The sequence below is a fragment of the Bradyrhizobium sp. 22 genome (assembly GCF_000482425.1).
GTDB classification, from domain to species: Bacteria; Pseudomonadota; Alphaproteobacteria; order Rhizobiales; family Xanthobacteraceae; genus Bradyrhizobium; species Bradyrhizobium japonicum_B.
The window spans coordinates 560223-575673 of sequence record NZ_KI519400.1 but is presented as its reverse complement, the minus strand read 5'-3'; the positions used below and the strand labels follow the sequence as shown (position 1 = coordinate 575673).

The window sequence follows — 15451 nt, the reverse complement described above, 5'->3', positions numbered from 1 at the left end:
TGGCCGTGGGCGAGACCTCGTCCTTCATGGTTCGAGACGCGCGTACCGCGCTCCTCACCATGAGGAGAGAGAGCTGTCTTGCCGCGTTAACTTTTGCTCCCGTAACCGCCAGTCGTTCGCGGCAATCTCGCTGCGGTGCGAGATCACAATCGGCGCCTCAGTCTCTACGTCCTTGATCTCGATGGGGCGCTGGCCGACAATGTCCGCTGTTCAATGTGAAGCTCCTTGGGGGAATTCGTGAATAGACCTGCTCGGGTCGTTGCCCAATCGACGTCGTCAAATCCGCCGCAAGGCATGGCGCTGCTGCGCGATCCCCTGCTCAACAAAGGCACCGCCTTCACGGAATCCGAGCGCGCCGCACTCGGCCTGCGCGGCCTGCTGCCGCCTTGCGTGCTGACGATGGAGACGCAGGCGCAGCGCGTCCTCACCAATCTGCGCACGCTGCCGACCGATCTGGAAAAATATGTCGCGCTGAACGCGCTGCATGACCGCAACGAGGCGCTGTTCTTCCGCCTCGTCGTCGACCATATCGACGAGATCCAGCCGATCATCTACACGCCGACGGTCGGGCTCGCCTGCCAGAAATACGGCCTGATCTTCCAGCGGCCGCGCGGCATGTTCATCTCATCGCGCGATCGCGGCCAGATCGCCGAGCTCCTGAAGAACTGGCCCTACCAGGCCAAGCTGATCGTCGTCACCGACGGCGAGCGCATTCTGGGGCTTGGCGATCTCGGCGCCAACGGCATGGGCATCCCGGTCGGCAAGCTCTCGCTCTATTCGGCCTGCGCCGGCGTGCACCCGGAAACGTGCCTGCCGATCGTGCTCGACGTCGGCACCAACAACGAAGAGCTGCTGAACGATCCCTATTATCTCGGCCTGCGCGAGCGGCGGCTCACGGGCGAGGCCTATGACAGCTTCGTCGACGAGTTCATGCAGGCTGCACGAAAGACCTTTCCGGGCGTGCTGATCCAGTTCGAGGATTTCGCCAATCATTCGGCGTTCAAGCTGCTGCACAAATATCGCGACGAAGCCTGCGTCTTCAACGACGACATCCAGGGCACCGCGGCGGTGGCGCTCGCCGGACTGTTCTCGGCTCTGCGCATCTCCGGCGGCAAGCTCAGGGATCAGCGCATCCTGTTCCTCGGCGCGGGCGAGGCGGCGACCGGCATCGCCGATCTCGTGGTGTCGGCCATGATGGCGGAAGGCGCTAGCGAAGCGGACGCGCTCCGGCGCAACTGGCTGGTGGATTCCCGGGGCCTCGTCGTCGGCGGCCGCGACGGTCTCTCCGGCCACAAGCTGCGCTATGCGCATGCCGGCCAGGCGCCGATCTCCGACTTCCTCACCGCGATCAAGACGCTGAAGCCGACGGCGATCATCGGCGTCGCCGCGGTCGGCGGCGCGTTCACGCCGGAGGTGCTCAAGACCATGGCCGAGCTCAACGAACAGCCGATCGTGTTCGCGCTCTCCAACCCGACCTCGAAGGCGGAATGCTCGGCCGAGGATGCCTATCGCTACACCGGGGGCCGGGCGCTGTTCGCCTGCGGCAGCCCGTATGATCCGGTCAAGCTCAACGGTCGCAGCTTCGTGCCGCGCCAGGGCAACAATTCCTACATCTTCCCCGGCGTCGGCCTCGGCGTCATCGCCAGCGGCTCGAAGCTGGTGACCGACGAGATGTTCATGGCGGCGGCCCATACGCTGGCCGATTGCGTCGGCAAGGAGGACCTCGCCCAGGGCAGTCTCTATCCGGCGTTGCCGCGCATTCGCGAGGTCTCGGTCCGCATCGCCGCGGCCGTTGCCGACGTCGCCTATCAGCGCGGGCTGGCGGCCGGACCGGCGCCCAACGACGTCAAGGCCCTGGTCCAGTCCCAGATGTACGAGCCGCATTACTGAGACACCGCGTCGGCCGGTCCGCCTCGCCCGGCTGTCCCGATTCAGGACGCGTCACTGTGGTGGAATCGTCACAGCTGACGCGAAATGGCGGTGGCCGCACGCCTGCTTTTGTTCCGACAAGGTTCTGCCCTCATTGCCGACCGAAAATCGCCCCCGTTCGGAGGGCGTATCATGTCTCGCATTGCACGTGCCGAAGCTTCCCGGATTTCCTTCGCGACCTCGTGCCGGGTGTTGCTTGCCGTCGCCGGCGCCGCCTCGCTTGCCGCCTGCGCGCAAGCGCCGGTCGGCCGCCAGAAGGCCGATCTCGCCGGCGCCAGCCGGCAGGCCGCGGTCGAGCGCCCGCAGCGCGTGGCGGCGCTGCATCCGCGCCCGATCAGCCGGGCGCGCGCTCCCGATGCGGACGCAAAGCAAACCGTGTCGCACGGCATTGCCAGCTTCTATTCGGATACGGAGACCGCGAGCGGCGAGCGGTTCGACAAGAACGAGTTGACCGCGGCGCATCCGACCCTGCCGTTCGGCACCAAGCTGCGCGTCACCGACACCGATTCCGGCCGCTTCGTCACGGTCCGGGTGAACGATCGCGGACCCTATGTTCGCGGACGCGTGGTCGACATCACGCCGTCCGCGGCCGAGGCGCTCGGCATGGTCGACAAGGGCATCACCAATGTCCGGCTCGAGGTCGTGCAATAGGACGCACATCAACACAAGACGCCGCGCTTAACCGGGTGTTAGCGGCTTATCGAGCACCATGTGTGTCCGGGCAGTTTGGGGCAGTGGGGAGAGCGACCCTTGAACACGATCCAGTATCTCGAAGATCAGGCCGCGCGCGCCGAGCGGCTCGCCAGACGGATCACGGATACGCTGACGATCGAAAGGCTGCTCGCCTTTGCCGACGAACGCCGTCGCGAGATCGAGGTCATCGCCGGCAAGTACCGGCGCGCTTAGACGCTTCACAATCCATGGCCTGAACGTTGGCACCGCCGAGGTGACACCAAATGCGCCGGGGGCGCAGCGCTTTTCTTGTTCGGGCAAGCAGAGCGCTTTCAGGAATGGCTTTCCACGAAGTCGCTGAGATAATCAGGCAGCTCCATTCCGTCGATGTCGCAGCGCGCACGGATCTCGCCGGCGACGTCGGTCGAGATATCCTTCATCCAATGCTCGAGCGTGTTGAAGGAGATTACCTTGATGGGATCGTTGAAGCAGCCGGCGACGAGCTCGCCGATCGTGGCTTCGAGGTCGTTGCGTTCGACGCGGATCTCGGTGCTCTCATCGCGGCGATCGACCACCACGAACAAGGTCTGGTCCGCCCCGTAGGGCACGATCGATGATGATACGCCAGCTTCAAGCATCCTCAGGCACTCGCGACTTTGGCTTAGGACTTGGCTTAGGACTTGGCTTCCGATCCCCGTTAACGGGACAAACCGGAAGAAGGTTCCTGCGCGATTCCGTGAAGTGCCGTCAGAGAAACTCTCGGAGGCGCCAGAGCTCGACGACGTGCTCGGGCGAGAGGACCTCGGTGACCAGCGGCGGCTGCGCCGCGGTGCGGATCTCATAGAGATGACGGGTCGCCACCGGCTTGTCCATGAACGCCGAGATGCAATCGTCGAGCGTGCCTTCGATGACCTGATAGGGCTCCCGGTCCGGCTGACGCTGATTGGCCAGCGACGGCCATTTGTTCAGCACCGCAAGCGCACCGAAATCGACCTTTGACTCCCCGACAACGTCCCCCATCGTCCCGCCTCACGCAAAAAACGCCCCAGCACGCAAATATGCGTGCCAGGGCCTACACCTGTCGCTGCATCTCAATGCCACGACGCCTTAATGCAGCAGCCGGGAAAAGGTTCCCGGCCGCTTGCCTGATCAGCTCGCCGCCGCCGCGATCTTGTGCCCCGGGCTGGCCTGCCCGGCGAAGCGACGCAAGGCCTCCGCCATCTGCACCCGGCCCGGTACGCTCGTGATCACCACATCCACCATGGTGAAGGAGGAGTGGAAATGGCCGGGCGCCTTCAGCTGCTCGACCGGGACGCCTGCGGCCGACATCGCCTCGGCATAAGCGATTCCTTCGTCGCGCAACGGATCGAACTCGCAGGTCACCACGAAGGCCGGCGGCAGGCCGGCGACCTTGCCGCGCAGCGGCGAGACGCGCGGATCGGTGCGGTCCGCCGGCGAGCAGTAGAGGTCCCAGAACCAGTACATCAGCGAGCGCGTCAGGAAGTAGCCGGTCGCATTGTCGTTGTAGGAGGAACGATCGAAGCTGCAATCGGTGACCGGGCAGATCAGGAGCTGGCCGGCGATCTCGGGCCCGCCACGGTCGCGTGCGAGCTGGCAGGTGACGGCAGCGACGTTGCCGCCGGCACTCCAGCCGGCGACCAGCACCGGGCCCGCTCTGCCGCCGAGCTCTTCGGCGTGCTCGGCGATCCAGCGCGTCGCCGCATAGCCGTCCTCGGCGGCGGTCGGGAAGCGATGCTCCGGCGCGTGACGATAGCCGACGCTGACGAACATCATTCCGGTCCGCCGCACCATGTCGCGGCAGAACGGCTCGTCCGATTGCTCGTCGCCGAGCACCCAGCCGCCGCCATGGAAATATACCACGACCGGATGCGGTCCCGGCGTTGCCGGCTTGTAGACGCGGTAAGGCAACGCGCCGCCCGTGACGGGCAGGGTGCCGTCGACGATGTCGCCGATCGGCCGTCCCGCAGGCCGGCTCTTGTTGAACTCGTTCACGAAGGCACGCGCGCCTTCCGCGCCCATCGACTCGATCGGCGGCAGGTTCAGCGACGCCAGCAAGTTGAGCACCAGCCGCACGTCCGGCTGCAGCCGCACCACCTCGCCGTCATTGCATTGCGCGGCGCCATCAGGGCCGGTGAGCTTGAAGCCGAGCATGCCCCGGCTCACCACCTCGTCGCAGATGCTGCGATAGGGGCCGACGCCGCCGGTATAGGGCATCAGGCCCTGCACCTTGCCGGGCACGTTGGCGCCCGTGTACCAGGTGTTGGCGAGCCGGTGCAGCGTCAGCATCGAACAATCGGCCATGTGCCTGTTCCAGCCGGCCTGCGCCGTCTCGGTCGGCTCGATCGTGGTGAGGCCGGCGTCGCGCAGCGCGGCCAGGCGGTCGACCACCCAGTCGACATGCTGCTCGATCGAGACCGCCATGTTCGACAGCACCGACGGGCTGCCCGGGCCGGTGATCATGAAGAAGTTCGGGAAGCCCGCGACGGTGAGGCCGAGATAGGTCTGCGGCCCCTGCGCCCAGACATCGGTGAGCGACTTGCCGCCCCGCCCGGTGATCGGATGCACGGCGCGGATCGCGCCAGTCATGGCGTCGAACCCGGTCGCGAACACGATGACGTCGAGGTCGAAGCTGCGTTTCGCCGTCGTGATGCCGCTGTCGGTGATCGCCCTGATCGGCTCCTGCCGTAGATTGACCAGCGTGACATTCGGCCGGTTGTAGGTGGCGTAATAATTGGTATCGAGGCAGGGACGCTTGGCGCCGAACGGGTGATCGTCCGGCATGAGTGCGGCAGCGGTCTCGGGGTCCTTGACGGCCGCGCGGATCTTCTCGCGGATCAGGTCCTGGACGATCTTGTTGCCGTCGACGTCGACCGCCTGGTCGGCCCAGAGCTGGGTCAGGATGTGGACGAGGTCGCCGGCTGCCCAGGCGCGTTCGAACCGCTCACGGCGCTCGGCATCGCTCAATTGCCAGCTCACGACCGTCTGCTGCGGATAAGGCACGCCGGCCATCGACTGGCGCGCCTGCTCGCGATAGGCGGCGCGGTCGCTTTGCAGCAGGCTCATGCGGTCCGACGGCGCCGGGCCGTTATGCGCCGGCAACGCGAAGTTCGGCGTGCGCTGGAACACGGTCAGATGCGCGGCCTGCTCGGCGATCAGCGGGATCGACTGGATCGCCGACGAGCCGGTGCCGATCACGGCGACGCGCTTGCCTGCGAGATTGACACCGCCATGCGGCCAGCGTCCGGTGAAATAGACCTCGCCCTTGAAATCCTTGACGCCGTCGATCTCCGGCGGCTTCGGCGCCGAGAGGCAGCCGGTGGCCATGATGTAATGGCGGCAGGAGACCGGGTCGCCATTGTCGGTGGTGAGCAGCCAGCGCTCCGCCGTCTCGTCCCATCTGGCTTCGGTGACCTTCGTCCCGAAGCGGATGTCGCGCCTGAGATCGTAGCGGTCGGCGACGAAGCCGAGATAGCGCAGGATTTCGGGCTGGGTCGCGTATTTCTCCGACCAGGTCCAGGCGGTCTCGAGCTCGGGATCGAAGGTGTAGCTGTAGTCGATGGTCTGGATGTCGCAGCGCGCTCCGGGATAGCGGTTCCAATACCAGGTGCCGCCGACGTCGCCGGCCTCTTCGAGGGCGACGGCCTTGAAGCCGGCCTTGCGCAGGCGGTGCAGGAGATAGAGGCCGGCAAAGCCGGCGCCGACCACGGCGACGTCGACCTGCTGAGCGGTTCCGCGTTCCTCGGAGGCACGTGTAGCAACCATCGCATCAGACATGGCATTCCTCCCTTATGTTTCGTTTTGCCGGCAGGCTAGCGCTGCAGGTTCAGCTTGTCATCAGAGCAAGTGCAATCTTCGGTGGTCGTTTGCGGCGGCATCGTGGCCGCGCGAATGTCGCGCGCGGTGCACGCATCGCGATGCACAATGGCCGTGATTGCCCGGGCTAATCATGCCCGATCTGCCTGTGTATGCTTGCGGTTACAAGCCACGCGTAGCGACCGAGCGTCATGCCAGAGTTGAGTGAGCGCACCAAAGCGAACATGGACGTCGTCCTGGAGCAGACGTGCCGGCAATTGCCGCATGGCGGCGATCACGACAGCCGCAGATTCATCGCAGAGCGCCTGATCGAGGCCGCGCAGGCCGGGCACTCGACGCTCGGCGAGCTCGGCATCGTCGCGCGCCGCGCGCTGGCGGAGATTCTAGCGAAGCGCGGTGAGTGAACCGCGAGGCTTGCCTGCGGGCGCGCCGCGGACATAACCTCGCGCGAACCCGTCTGCGCATCGAGATACCCAGAAGATGCGATCCCTGCTTGCGCTCATTGCGGCTTCCGCATTGCTCTGGCTTGCCGGCTCGGCCGTGGCTCAGCCGGTCGGGCAGTTTCCATTCGCGCTGACGCGTGAAGGACAGATGCTCGGGGCCGTCGAAGGCGAGGTGGCATCGTTCAAGGGGCTGGCCTACGCGGCGCCGCCGGTCGGCGCGTTGCGCTGGCGTCCGCCGCAGCCGACGCCCGAAAGCTCGGAGATGCATACCGCCTACGCCTACGGCGCGACGTGTCTTCAGCCCGCTTTGCCGGAGGCGAGCGAGGATTGTCTCACGCTGAACGTGTTCCGCCCCTTCGGGGTCGACGGTCCGCTGCCGGTGATGATGTTCATCCATGGCGGCGGCTTCGTCAGCGGCACCGCGAACGAGCCGTTGTTCGACGGTGCCAGGCTGGCGCAGGCCGGCCTCATCGTGGTGACCGCGAATTATCGCCTCGGCGCGCTCGGCTGGCTTGCTCATCCCGCGCTGTCGGATGGCGGCTCCGGCAATTACGGCCTGATGGACCAGATCGCCGCGCTGCATTGGGTTCACGACAACATCGCGGCCTTCGGCGGCGATCCTGGCAACCTCACCTTGTTCGGCAGCGGCGCCGGTGCGACGTCGATCGCGCTTCTGATGCTGTCCGCGCAAGCGCGTGGCCTCTTTCAGAAGGCCATTCTGCAATCGATCCCCGCCCGCGCGCATCTGCGCCCGGTGCAGGAGGCCGAGGCTGTCGGCCGGCAGTTCGCGGCGGCGCTGGGATCGCAGGCGGATCTGCGCGGCGTCGAACCGCGACGCCTGCTGGCCGCCCAAAGCCGTCTGTTGCAGACCTCGCGGCGCAGCTTCGCGCCGATGAGAGATGGAAGTCTGGTGACAGAGGATATCGCCGCCGGCTTTGCGGCCAGACATCAAAGCCGCATTCCCCTCATCATCGGCTCGAACGATGACGAGACGGGTTTCGACAGCGAGTCCGATATCAGGGAGGAGGTCGCATCGTCAGGCCTCACGAGCGACGAGCTGCGCGAGCTCTATCCCGGTCTCGTCCGGCCGTCGGAGCTTGCGGCAAGGTTCTATACCGACAAGGTCTTTTCCGAACCGGCACGATTGCTGGCCCGCCTGCATGCCGCAAGCGGCGCGGCGACCTTTCGCTATCGCTTCGGCTATGTGCCGGAGGCACGCCGCGCCAGCCCGGAGGGCGGGCACGGGCGCGAGTTGCAGTTCATTTTCGGTGCGGAAGGCGTGCCTGGAGCTGGCATCTTCGCGCGAGGCGATCGCGAGGTCGCAGGCCGCATGCGGTCCTATTGGATCAACTTTGCCAGGAGCGGCGATCCCAACGGTCCCGGTCTGCCGCACTGGGACGCGGAGGCCGGTCGCGATCGCCTGTTGCTGATCTCCAACGATCCCATCGCGAGCGGGGACGATCCCGCCGCGGAGCGTCTGGACCGGCTCACGCGCTAGCGTGATGAGATGCAGTGGACTTAAGCGGCGAGTTCGACGCGCGGTGCCGGCGTCAGCCGGTCTTCCTCCAGATAGTCCATCGCGCCGTCCTTCTCGATGGCGTAGAATTGCTGGCCTTCGCGCGACTTGAAGGCGGCGCGCACGATGCCGCGGCGGCCCTTGTCACTGTTGACGACGTCCCCCAGCGCAAACTTCCTCATCTCACGTCTCACTTGTCTTCAGGCCGACTGCTTCGGCCACGCCGGAGATTTTGGGCGGCAAATCGTTAACGACTTGCTAACCATGCCGGTTTGCCTATGCTCGCCGCCGGCCGCGCCGGCACTGGCGCGCATTCCTGCCGATGAGACCAGCAACATGACGCGATTTCCGACGCTCTTCCTGTCGCATGGCGGCGGTCCCTGGCCGTTCATGGAGGACAGGCGGGTGCAATATGCCAAGACCGCCGCGGAGTTCGCCCGGCTGCCGCAGCTGCTCCCGGAAAGGCCGAAGGCCGTGCTCGTCATCACCGGCCATTGGGAGGCCGACGCCTTCACCGTGTCGACCTCGGCGCAGCCGCCGATGGTGTACGATTATTACGGTTTCCCCGAGCATACCTACCACCTCAAATATCCGGCGCCCGGCAAGCCGGAGCTCGCGGCGCAAGTGAAGGCGCTGCTGACGCGGGCCGGCCTCGATTGCCGGGAAGATCCCAATCAGGGGTTTGATCACGGCACCTTCGTGCCGCTCGGCTTGATGTATCCGAACGCCGACATGCCGATCGTGCTGCTGTCGCTGAAGTCTGCTTACGATGCGGCCGAGCACATCAAGGCCGGCGAAGCCATCGCCTCGCTCCGCGACGAAGGCATCCTGATCGTCGGCAGCGGGCTGACCTATCACAACATGCGCGGCTTCAACCGGCCGGAGTCCAAGCCGGTCTCCTATGATTTCGAGGCCTATCTGAACGAGGCGATCAGCAACCCGGATCCCGCTCGCCGCAACGCCATGCTGGTGGATTGGGAGAACGCGCCGAGCGCGCGCCTGGCACATCCGCGCGAAGATCATCTGCTGCCGCTGATGGTGGCCGCCGGGGCCGCCGGCAGCGATGTCGGCAGGCGCGTCTTCGTCGACGAGGTCGCGGGTGTCGCGATGGCGTCGTATGTGTTTGGGTGAGTTCGTAGGGTGGATTAGCGAAGCGTAATCCACCGTCGGGCCGCAATTGAGGTGGTGGATTACGCCTTCGGCTAATCCACCCTACGCAGCAACAACCCTCACCCGTATCGCAGCTTCATCACGAGAATGCCGCCGGCGAGCACCATGGTGACGGCGTTCGAGGCGATCAGCGGGCCATCGCCGGAGAGCAGGCCGTAGATCAGCCAGAGCGCGAGACCCAGCACCATCACCAGGAACATGCCGAGCGAGATGTCGCCGGTGGAGCGGGTCTTCCACACCTTGATGGCTTGCGGCGCGTAGGCCACGGTGGTGCAGGTCGCGGCGGCAAAGCCGATCAACTTGATCATGAAGGGTTCCATGCCGGCTCTATAGCACGGATTCGAAGGCGGTCATGCTTCAGCCGTGGGCCCCGATTATATCGCGATAGAGCGCGGCATAGTCGCCGGCGCGGTTGCGCCAGGAGACGTCGGTCGCAAGGCCGTTTCGCTGCAGCCGTCGCCAAGCCGCCTTGTTATGGAAAGCGGTATTGGCTTTGCGCAGTGTCCAGGCAAGCGCTTCGGCCGTAACGGGCGCGAACTTGAAACCGGTGGCATCGCGTCCCGAGGCGTCGGCCTCGCCGATATCGACGATGGTGTCCTCGAGCCCGCCGACGCGCGAGACGATCGGGACGGCGCCATAGCGCAGCGCGCAGAGCTGGGTGAGGCCGCACGGCTCGAAGCGCGAGGGCACGATCAGCGCGTCGGATCCGGCCTGGATCAGATGCGCCAGAATCTCGTCATAGCCGATCACGACGCCGATCCGGCCGGGATTGGCGCGGGCGGCGGCCTGATAGCGCTCCTGCAGATCGCGGTCGCCGCTGCCGAGCAGCGCGAGCTGCATGCCTTGGTCCAAAATGGTCGGAATGACCTCGAGCAGGAGATCGAGCCCCTTCTGCCACGACAGCCGGCTGATGACGCCGAGCAGCGGCGCCTCGTCCGAGGAATCGAGGTTGAACTGCTGCTGCAGCACCGCCTTGTTCGCGGCCCGGAACGTGAGGTCCTCGGCGCCGTAACGGTAGGCGATGTGGGGATCGGTTTGCGGATTCCACACCTCGATGTCGATGCCGTTGAGGATACCGCTCAGCACGCTGGCGCGTTCGCGCAACAGCCCGCCGAACCCCATGCCGCCTTCGTCGCTCTGGATCTCTTGGGCATAGGTCGGCGATACCGTGGTGATGCGGTCGGCGAATTGCAGGCCGGCCTTCAGGAAGCTGATGCCGCCGAAATATTCGAGCTCGTTGACGTTGAATGAGCCCCAGGGCAGGCCGATCGACCCAATCAGCTCACGCGCGAACTTGCCCTGATAGGCCATGTTGTGGATGGTCATCACGGTCGCCGGCCGCGGGCGATTGTCATAATGCAGATAGGCCGGCGCGAGCCCGGCCTGCCAATCATGGGCGTGCACGACATCGGGCACGAAGGCCGGCACGAGGCCGTGGCCGATATCGGCGGCGACACGCGACAGTGCCGCGAAGCGAACGCCATTGTCCGGCCAGTCGACCCCTTCGGTGGTGACGTAGGGGTTGCCGGGCCGCGCATAGAGATGCGGCACGTCGAGCACGAACAGATCGAGCCCCTGGTGCGAGCCGGCCAGCAGCCGCCCCGGTCCGCCGAAATAATCCGGCCAGGTCTGGATCTCCGCCATGCCGGCGACCTGCCGCATCACGTCGGGATAGCCCGGCATCAAGGTGCGCATCTCGACGCCGTGCGCCTTCAGCGCGACCGGCAACGCGCCGGCGACGTCGGCGAGGCCGCCGGTCTTGACGATGGGATAGACTTCCGAAGCGACCGCGAGGACGCGAACAGGCATCATCTATTGAGCCCGTCGATCATCGGCTGGGTGATCAGGGAGATGCCCTGTTCGGTGGTGCGGAATCGCTTTGCGTCGAATTCGGGATCCTCGCCGACGACGAGGCCTTCGGGAATCTCGACGCCGCGATCGATCACGACGTTCTTCAGGCGAGCCCCGCGGCCGACATTCACATAGGGCATGATGACCGCGTTCTCGACATTGGCGTAGGAGTTGATGCGCACGCCGGTGAACAGCAGCGAGCGGCGCAGCGAGGCGCCGGAGATGATGCAGCCGCCGGAGACCAGCGAGCTCACCGCCTGACCGCGCCGGCTTTCCTCGTCATGGACGAATTTCGCCGGCGGCGTGATCTCCGAATAGGACCAGATCGGCCAGGCGCGGTCGAACAGATCGAGCTCCGGCACCACGTCAGTGAGATCGATATTGGCGGACCAGTAGGCGTCGACGGTGCCGACGTCACGCCAATAGGCAGTGTTGTTGCGGCTGGAGCGGACGCAGGAGGTCGAGAACTGGTGGGCGATGGCGCGGCCGTTCTTGACGAGGTGGGGAATGATGTCCTTGCCGAAATCGTGGTTGGAGTCCGGGTCCTCGGCGTCGCGCTTGAGCTGGTCGAACAGAAACTTTGCGTCGAAGACGTAGATGCCCATGCTGGCAAGCGAGACGTCCGGCTTGCCCGGCATCGGCGGCGGATCCTTCGGCTTCTCCAGAAACTCCTGAATCCAGCCGTTCTCGTCGACATGCATGATGCCGAAGCCGGAAGATTCCGCGCGTGGCATCTCCAGGCAGCCGACCGTGACGTCGGCGCCGCTCTCGACGTGCTGGCGCAGCATCACCTCGTAGTCCATCTTGTAGATATGGTCGCCGGCCAGCACCACGATGAAGCGGCAGGCGTGGGATTCGATGATGTCGATATTCTGGTAGACCGCATCCGCCGTGCCGACATACCACATGTTCTCGGAGACGCGCTGGCTCGCGGGGAGGATGTCGAAGCTCTCGTTGCGTTCGGGGCGGAAGAAGTTCCAGCCCATCTGGAGATGCCGGATCAGGCTGTGTGCCTTGTATTGGGTGGCGACCGCGATGCGGCGGATGCCTGAATTGACGGCATTCGACAGCGCGAAATCGATGATGCGGGACTTGCCGCCGAAATAGACGGCGGGCTTGGCGCGCCGGTCAGTCAGCTCCAGGAGCCGGCTGCCGCGTCCCCCAGCCAGGACGAACGCCAGCGCCTGACGGGCGAGCGGCTCATTACCGACGGCACTCATGTCATCCTCCCACTCACGCCCGGCGCAGACCGAGGCCATTTGTCGCGAGAAGCCCTCGCGCCCTTGGAACAGATAGTAGCGGTACGCATAGTAAATCGTGAAGTAGGTTGTTGGTTGCGAGCGCGGGAAGCTTAATGCTCTGCCCGCCCGGCTCCGGCACCGCGGCGGCGACGCCGGGCGGCGGATGGTTCGGGTGCTTGCATGCCGACGGCCCTCTCGCCAGGAGGCATGAATGGGACTTGTGCGCCGCACGCAAAATTCCGGCTCGAAGACCCGGGATTTGACATAACGCAACGATGCCCGATCATGCCGCTGCGATCCTTTTCCAAGCGAAACGTCAAACAGGAGCTGAGACGATGAGGTTCTGGAAAACGGCAATTGCCTGTTCGCTGGCCGGCGTGGTCATCGCCGGTCAAATCCAGCAGGCGGCGGCGGCCCCGCTGCCGACCAACGTCGCGACCATGAAGGCCGCGGTCGGCGACGACGTCACGCCGGTGCATTGGCGCGGCGGTGGATGGGGATTGGCCATTGGTGGCCTCGCGGCAGGTGCAATCATCGGCGGCGCCATCGCCGGCGGCGCGCCGTATGGCTATTACGGCAGACCCTATTATTACGGCGGCTACGGCTATCCGGGCTACGGCTACGGCTACGGCTATGGTTATGCCCCCGCCTATTACGGCTACGGCTACGCGCCGGTCTATGCCTATCCGCGCTATTATCGGCCCTATCGTCCGTACTACGGCTACGGCTATTATCGGCCGCACCGGGTCTATCACCGTCACTATCACCGCCGACATTGGTGAGTGCCCGCGTAGGTGGCGGGAGAGTCAGGCGATCAGCTCATGCAGGCAAACTGCATGAGCATGATCGTGGCGAGACGCGCCTCAAAAACACGTTGATCTTCACAGACGGAAATAATCTGTGATCGCACTGCCGCGCCTTGCGCGGCAGTGTTGCTGGAACCCGCGGGAACAAAGCGACGTTTGCAGCGCCGGGCAGGGCCAACCGGGAGCGGTGCCGTGCGCGCGCAAACCACGTTTTTCTTCTCTCTGGCCAGCTTTTCGTTTTGTGCAATTTCCGTTGCCCAGGCCGAAACTGGCCTTGCCTCGTATTACGGCTACGGAAAAGTCGGCAAAGGCGGCGAGCTGACCTGCGCGCACCGCACGCGCCCGTTCGGCAGCGTGCTCAGGGTGTCCTATGGCAGCCGCACGATCCAGTGCCGCGTCAACGATCGCGGCCCCTTCATCCGCGGCCGGATCGTCGATCTCTCGGTGCCGGCCGCCCGTGCGCTCGGCATGATGAGCGCCGGCGTGGTGCGGGTCTCCGTGGAATAGGCCGGCCCGCGCGCTATAGTGCCGCCCGAGGCAAAGGTGAGGGCTATGGCTGGGATCAAGGTGGGACTCGTCGGCTGCGGCTTCGTGTCGGAGCTGCACATGTACGCGTTCCGGCGCGTCTATGGCGTCGATGTCGAGGTTGCCGCGGTGGCCGCGCGCGGCGACCGTGTCGTCGAATTCGCCAGCCGCCACAACATCACACGCGTCTATCGCAGTTTCGCCGATCTGATCGCGGACGGCGCGATCGACGTCGTCGACATCTGCACCCCGCCCAATCTTCACGCGGAAATGATCGTTGCGGCGATGCAGGCCGGCAAGCACGTGATCTGCGAAAAGCCTTTCGCCGGCTATTTCGGCCGCGACGGCGATGTGCGGCCGATCGGCCAGCACGTGCCGAAGGCGCTGATGTACCAGCGCGTGATCGAGGAGATGGACAAGACGCGCGCCGCGATCGAGCGCACCGGCAAGCTCTTCATGTATGCCGAGGACTGGGTCTACGCGCCCGCGGTGACCAAGATTGCGGAGATCGTCAGGGCGACCAGGGACAAGATCCTGTTCATGAAGGGCGAGGAGAGCCATTCCGGCTCGCATGCGGCCCATGCCGCGCAATGGGCCATGACCGGCGGCGGCTCGCTGATCCGCATGGGCTGCCATCCGCTCTCGGCGGTGCTCTATCTGAAGCAGGTCGAGGCCAGGGCGCGCGGCGAGACCATTCGCGTCGCCAGCGTCACCTGTGACGTCGGCAACGTCACCGCCGGCCTCAAGCCCGAGGAGCGCACCTACATCAAGGCCAATCCCGTCGACGTCGAAGACTGGGGCACGCTCACCGCGACCTTCTCCGACGGCACCAAGGCGACCGTGTTCTCCGGCGACATGATCATGGGCGGCGTGCGCAACTTGATCGAGACCTACACGTCCGGCGGCGCGCTGTTCGCCAACATCACCCCGAACAATCATCTGATGAGCTACCAGACCAGCGAGGAGAAGCTCGCCTCGGTCTACATCACGGAGAAGGTCGACCGCAAAACCGGCTGGCAATATGTCTGCCTCGAGGAGGAATGGACGCGCGGCTATCTGCAGGAGATCCAGGACTTCATGGAATGCGTGGCGAGCGGGCGGCAGCCGCTGTCCGATCTCGCGCTGGCGTATGAGACGATCAAGGTGAACTACGCCGGGTATTGGGCGGCGGAGGAGGGACGACGGGTGATGTTGTAGAGGCAGTGAGTGCCACGAGCATGGTGCCAATTCTTCTCCCCTTGTGGGCCTGTTGCGTTATCGGCCTTTGAGGCTGAGGCCGTCAGGAGAGAGGGACACGGACACGGCAATTGCCCGGCAAGTCTGTAGTTGTCGCCCTCGGTGGGCGGCTCAGGCCGCGATCGTGGCCCACCGCCTCATGTTGAAGGCGATCGAGGCGAGTAGGACCTGCCCGCTTGCCTTCATCAGACCAACGTAGCGGATGCAGGTCAGTCGCATGCGGCGTTT

Annotated in this window: 16 protein-coding genes; 9 read left to right on the top strand and 7 right to left on the bottom strand. The window is 65.3% G+C overall.

Annotated features, from left to right (window positions below; all coding sequences use genetic code 11):
- The first annotated feature begins 237 nt into the window (after positions 1-237).
- From K410_RS0128150 to K410_RS40585, 3 genes are all read left to right on the top strand, one after another.
- Complete coding sequence (locus K410_RS0128150; RefSeq protein WP_080672308.1) at positions 238-1890, top strand: NAD-dependent malic enzyme; 1653 nt, start codon at positions 238-240, stop codon at positions 1888-1890.
- Between the two features lie 171 nt (positions 1891-2061).
- Complete coding sequence (locus K410_RS0128145) at positions 2062-2580, top strand: septal ring lytic transglycosylase RlpA family protein (RefSeq protein WP_028137965.1); 519 nt, start codon at positions 2062-2064, stop codon at positions 2578-2580.
- A 99-nt stretch (positions 2581-2679) separates the two neighbouring features.
- Positions 2680-2835: a hypothetical protein gene (locus K410_RS40585; protein WP_196236077.1), complete on the top strand. Its 156-nt coding sequence runs from the start codon at positions 2680-2682 to the stop codon at positions 2833-2835.
- Positions 2836-2933: 98 nt separating this feature from the next.
- Here K410_RS40585 and K410_RS0128135 read toward each other — a convergent pair whose 3' ends face one another.
- The 3 genes from K410_RS0128135 to K410_RS0128125 all read right to left on the bottom strand — a co-directional run bounded on the left by K410_RS0128135 (position 2934) and on the right by K410_RS0128125 (position 6396).
- The gene (locus K410_RS0128135) at positions 2934-3239 is read right to left on the bottom strand and encodes a hypothetical protein (RefSeq protein WP_028137964.1); all 306 of its coding nucleotides are present in this window, start codon (positions 3237-3239) and stop codon (positions 2934-2936) included.
- Positions 3240-3348: 109 nt separating this feature from the next.
- Positions 3349-3621 carry a hypothetical protein gene (locus tag K410_RS0128130; protein ID WP_028137963.1) on the bottom strand — a complete coding sequence of 91 codons (273 nt, stop codon included), beginning with the start codon at positions 3619-3621 and terminating at the stop codon, positions 3349-3351.
- 129 nt (positions 3622-3750) lie between these two features.
- Positions 3751-6396 (bottom strand): flavin-containing monooxygenase, encoded by a 2646-nt coding sequence (locus tag K410_RS0128125; RefSeq protein ID WP_028137962.1) that lies wholly within the window; start codon positions 6394-6396, stop codon positions 3751-3753.
- Positions 6397-6626: 230 nt separating this feature from the next.
- Between K410_RS0128125 and K410_RS0128115 the strand changes: the two genes are divergently transcribed.
- Together K410_RS0128115 and K410_RS0128110 are read left to right on the top strand one after the other, a co-directional pair.
- Positions 6627-6839, top strand: coding sequence for a hypothetical protein (locus tag K410_RS0128115; RefSeq protein WP_028137961.1), 213 nt, complete (start codon positions 6627-6629; stop codon positions 6837-6839).
- 76 nt (positions 6840-6915) lie between these two features.
- Positions 6916-8376 (top strand): carboxylesterase/lipase family protein, encoded by a 1461-nt coding sequence (locus tag K410_RS0128110; protein ID WP_028137960.1) that lies wholly within the window; start codon positions 6916-6918, stop codon positions 8374-8376.
- 20 nt (positions 8377-8396) lie between these two features.
- Here K410_RS0128110 and K410_RS0128105 read toward each other — a convergent pair whose 3' ends face one another.
- Positions 8397-8576, bottom strand: coding sequence for a hypothetical protein (locus tag K410_RS0128105; protein WP_028137959.1), 180 nt, complete (start codon positions 8574-8576; stop codon positions 8397-8399).
- Positions 8577-8730: 154 nt separating this feature from the next.
- Between K410_RS0128105 and K410_RS0128100 the strand changes: the two genes are divergently transcribed.
- Positions 8731-9525, top strand: a complete 795-nt coding sequence (locus K410_RS0128100; RefSeq protein WP_028137958.1) for a DODA-type extradiol aromatic ring-opening family dioxygenase — start codon at positions 8731-8733, stop codon at positions 9523-9525.
- A gap of 98 nt (positions 9526-9623) precedes the next feature.
- On the opposite strand, the gene K410_RS0128095 is transcribed toward K410_RS0128100, so the two are convergent.
- From K410_RS0128095 to glgC, 3 genes are read right to left on the bottom strand one after another with little or no spacing between them, the layout of a single operon-like run.
- On the bottom strand, positions 9624-9884 hold the full coding sequence (locus tag K410_RS0128095) for a SemiSWEET transporter (RefSeq protein ID WP_028137957.1): 261 nt from the start codon (positions 9882-9884) through the stop codon (positions 9624-9626).
- A gap of 37 nt (positions 9885-9921) precedes the next feature.
- Positions 9922-11376 (bottom strand): glycogen synthase GlgA, encoded by a 1455-nt coding sequence (gene glgA / locus K410_RS0128090; protein WP_028137956.1) that lies wholly within the window; start codon positions 11374-11376, stop codon positions 9922-9924.
- Positions 11373-12635, bottom strand: a complete 1263-nt coding sequence (gene glgC, locus K410_RS0128085) for a glucose-1-phosphate adenylyltransferase (RefSeq protein ID WP_028137955.1) — start codon at positions 12633-12635, stop codon at positions 11373-11375. The genes glgA and glgC overlap by 4 nt, the downstream gene beginning before the upstream one ends.
- Positions 12636-12991: 356 nt before the next feature.
- Here glgC and K410_RS0128080 point away from each other — a divergent pair, with 356 nt between their 5' ends.
- The 3 genes from K410_RS0128080 to K410_RS0128070 all read left to right on the top strand — a co-directional run bounded on the left by K410_RS0128080 (position 12992) and on the right by K410_RS0128070 (position 15184).
- Positions 12992-13438 carry a hypothetical protein gene (locus K410_RS0128080; protein WP_028137954.1) on the top strand — a complete coding sequence of 149 codons (447 nt, stop codon included), beginning with the start codon at positions 12992-12994 and terminating at the stop codon, positions 13436-13438.
- 216 nt (positions 13439-13654) lie between these two features.
- Positions 13655-13969: a septal ring lytic transglycosylase RlpA family protein gene (locus K410_RS0128075; RefSeq protein WP_028137953.1), complete on the top strand. Its 315-nt coding sequence runs from the start codon at positions 13655-13657 to the stop codon at positions 13967-13969.
- A 45-nt stretch (positions 13970-14014) separates the two neighbouring features.
- A complete protein-coding gene (locus K410_RS0128070; RefSeq protein WP_028137952.1) occupies positions 14015-15184 on the top strand; it encodes a Gfo/Idh/MocA family protein in 1170 nt (389 codons plus the stop codon).
- The last annotated feature ends 267 nt before the right edge of the window (positions 15185-15451 follow it).

Bases quoted from the DNA above. Each gene is read 5' to 3' on its own strand.
- K410_RS0128145 (WP_028137965.1), top strand. From the start codon at position 2,062: ATGTCTCGCATTGCACGTGCCGAAGCTTCCCGGATTTCCTTCGCGACC.
- K410_RS0128135 (WP_028137964.1), bottom strand. From the start codon at position 3,239: ATGCTTGAAGCTGGCGTATCATCATCGATCGTGCCCTACGGGGCGGAC.
- K410_RS0128130 (WP_028137963.1), bottom strand. From the start codon at position 3,621: ATGGGGGACGTTGTCGGGGAGTCAAAGGTCGATTTCGGTGCGCTTGCG.
- K410_RS0128125 (WP_028137962.1), bottom strand. From the start codon at position 6,396: ATGTCTGATGCGATGGTTGCTACACGTGCCTCCGAGGAACGCGGAACC.
- K410_RS0128115 (WP_028137961.1), top strand. From the start codon at position 6,627: ATGCCAGAGTTGAGTGAGCGCACCAAAGCGAACATGGACGTCGTCCTG.
- K410_RS0128110 (WP_028137960.1), top strand. From the start codon at position 6,916: ATGCGATCCCTGCTTGCGCTCATTGCGGCTTCCGCATTGCTCTGGCTT.
- K410_RS0128105 (WP_028137959.1), bottom strand. From the start codon at position 8,576: ATGAGGAAGTTTGCGCTGGGGGACGTCGTCAACAGTGACAAGGGCCGC.
- K410_RS0128100 (WP_028137958.1), top strand. From the start codon at position 8,731: ATGACGCGATTTCCGACGCTCTTCCTGTCGCATGGCGGCGGTCCCTGG.
- K410_RS0128095 (WP_028137957.1), bottom strand. From the start codon at position 9,884: ATGGAACCCTTCATGATCAAGTTGATCGGCTTTGCCGCCGCGACCTGC.
- glgA (WP_028137956.1), bottom strand. From the start codon at position 11,376: ATGATGCCTGTTCGCGTCCTCGCGGTCGCTTCGGAAGTCTATCCCATC.
- glgC (WP_028137955.1), bottom strand. From the start codon at position 12,635: ATGAGTGCCGTCGGTAATGAGCCGCTCGCCCGTCAGGCGCTGGCGTTC.
- K410_RS0128080 (WP_028137954.1), top strand. From the start codon at position 12,992: ATGAGGTTCTGGAAAACGGCAATTGCCTGTTCGCTGGCCGGCGTGGTC.
- K410_RS0128070 (WP_028137952.1), top strand. From the start codon at position 14,015: ATGGCTGGGATCAAGGTGGGACTCGTCGGCTGCGGCTTCGTGTCGGAG.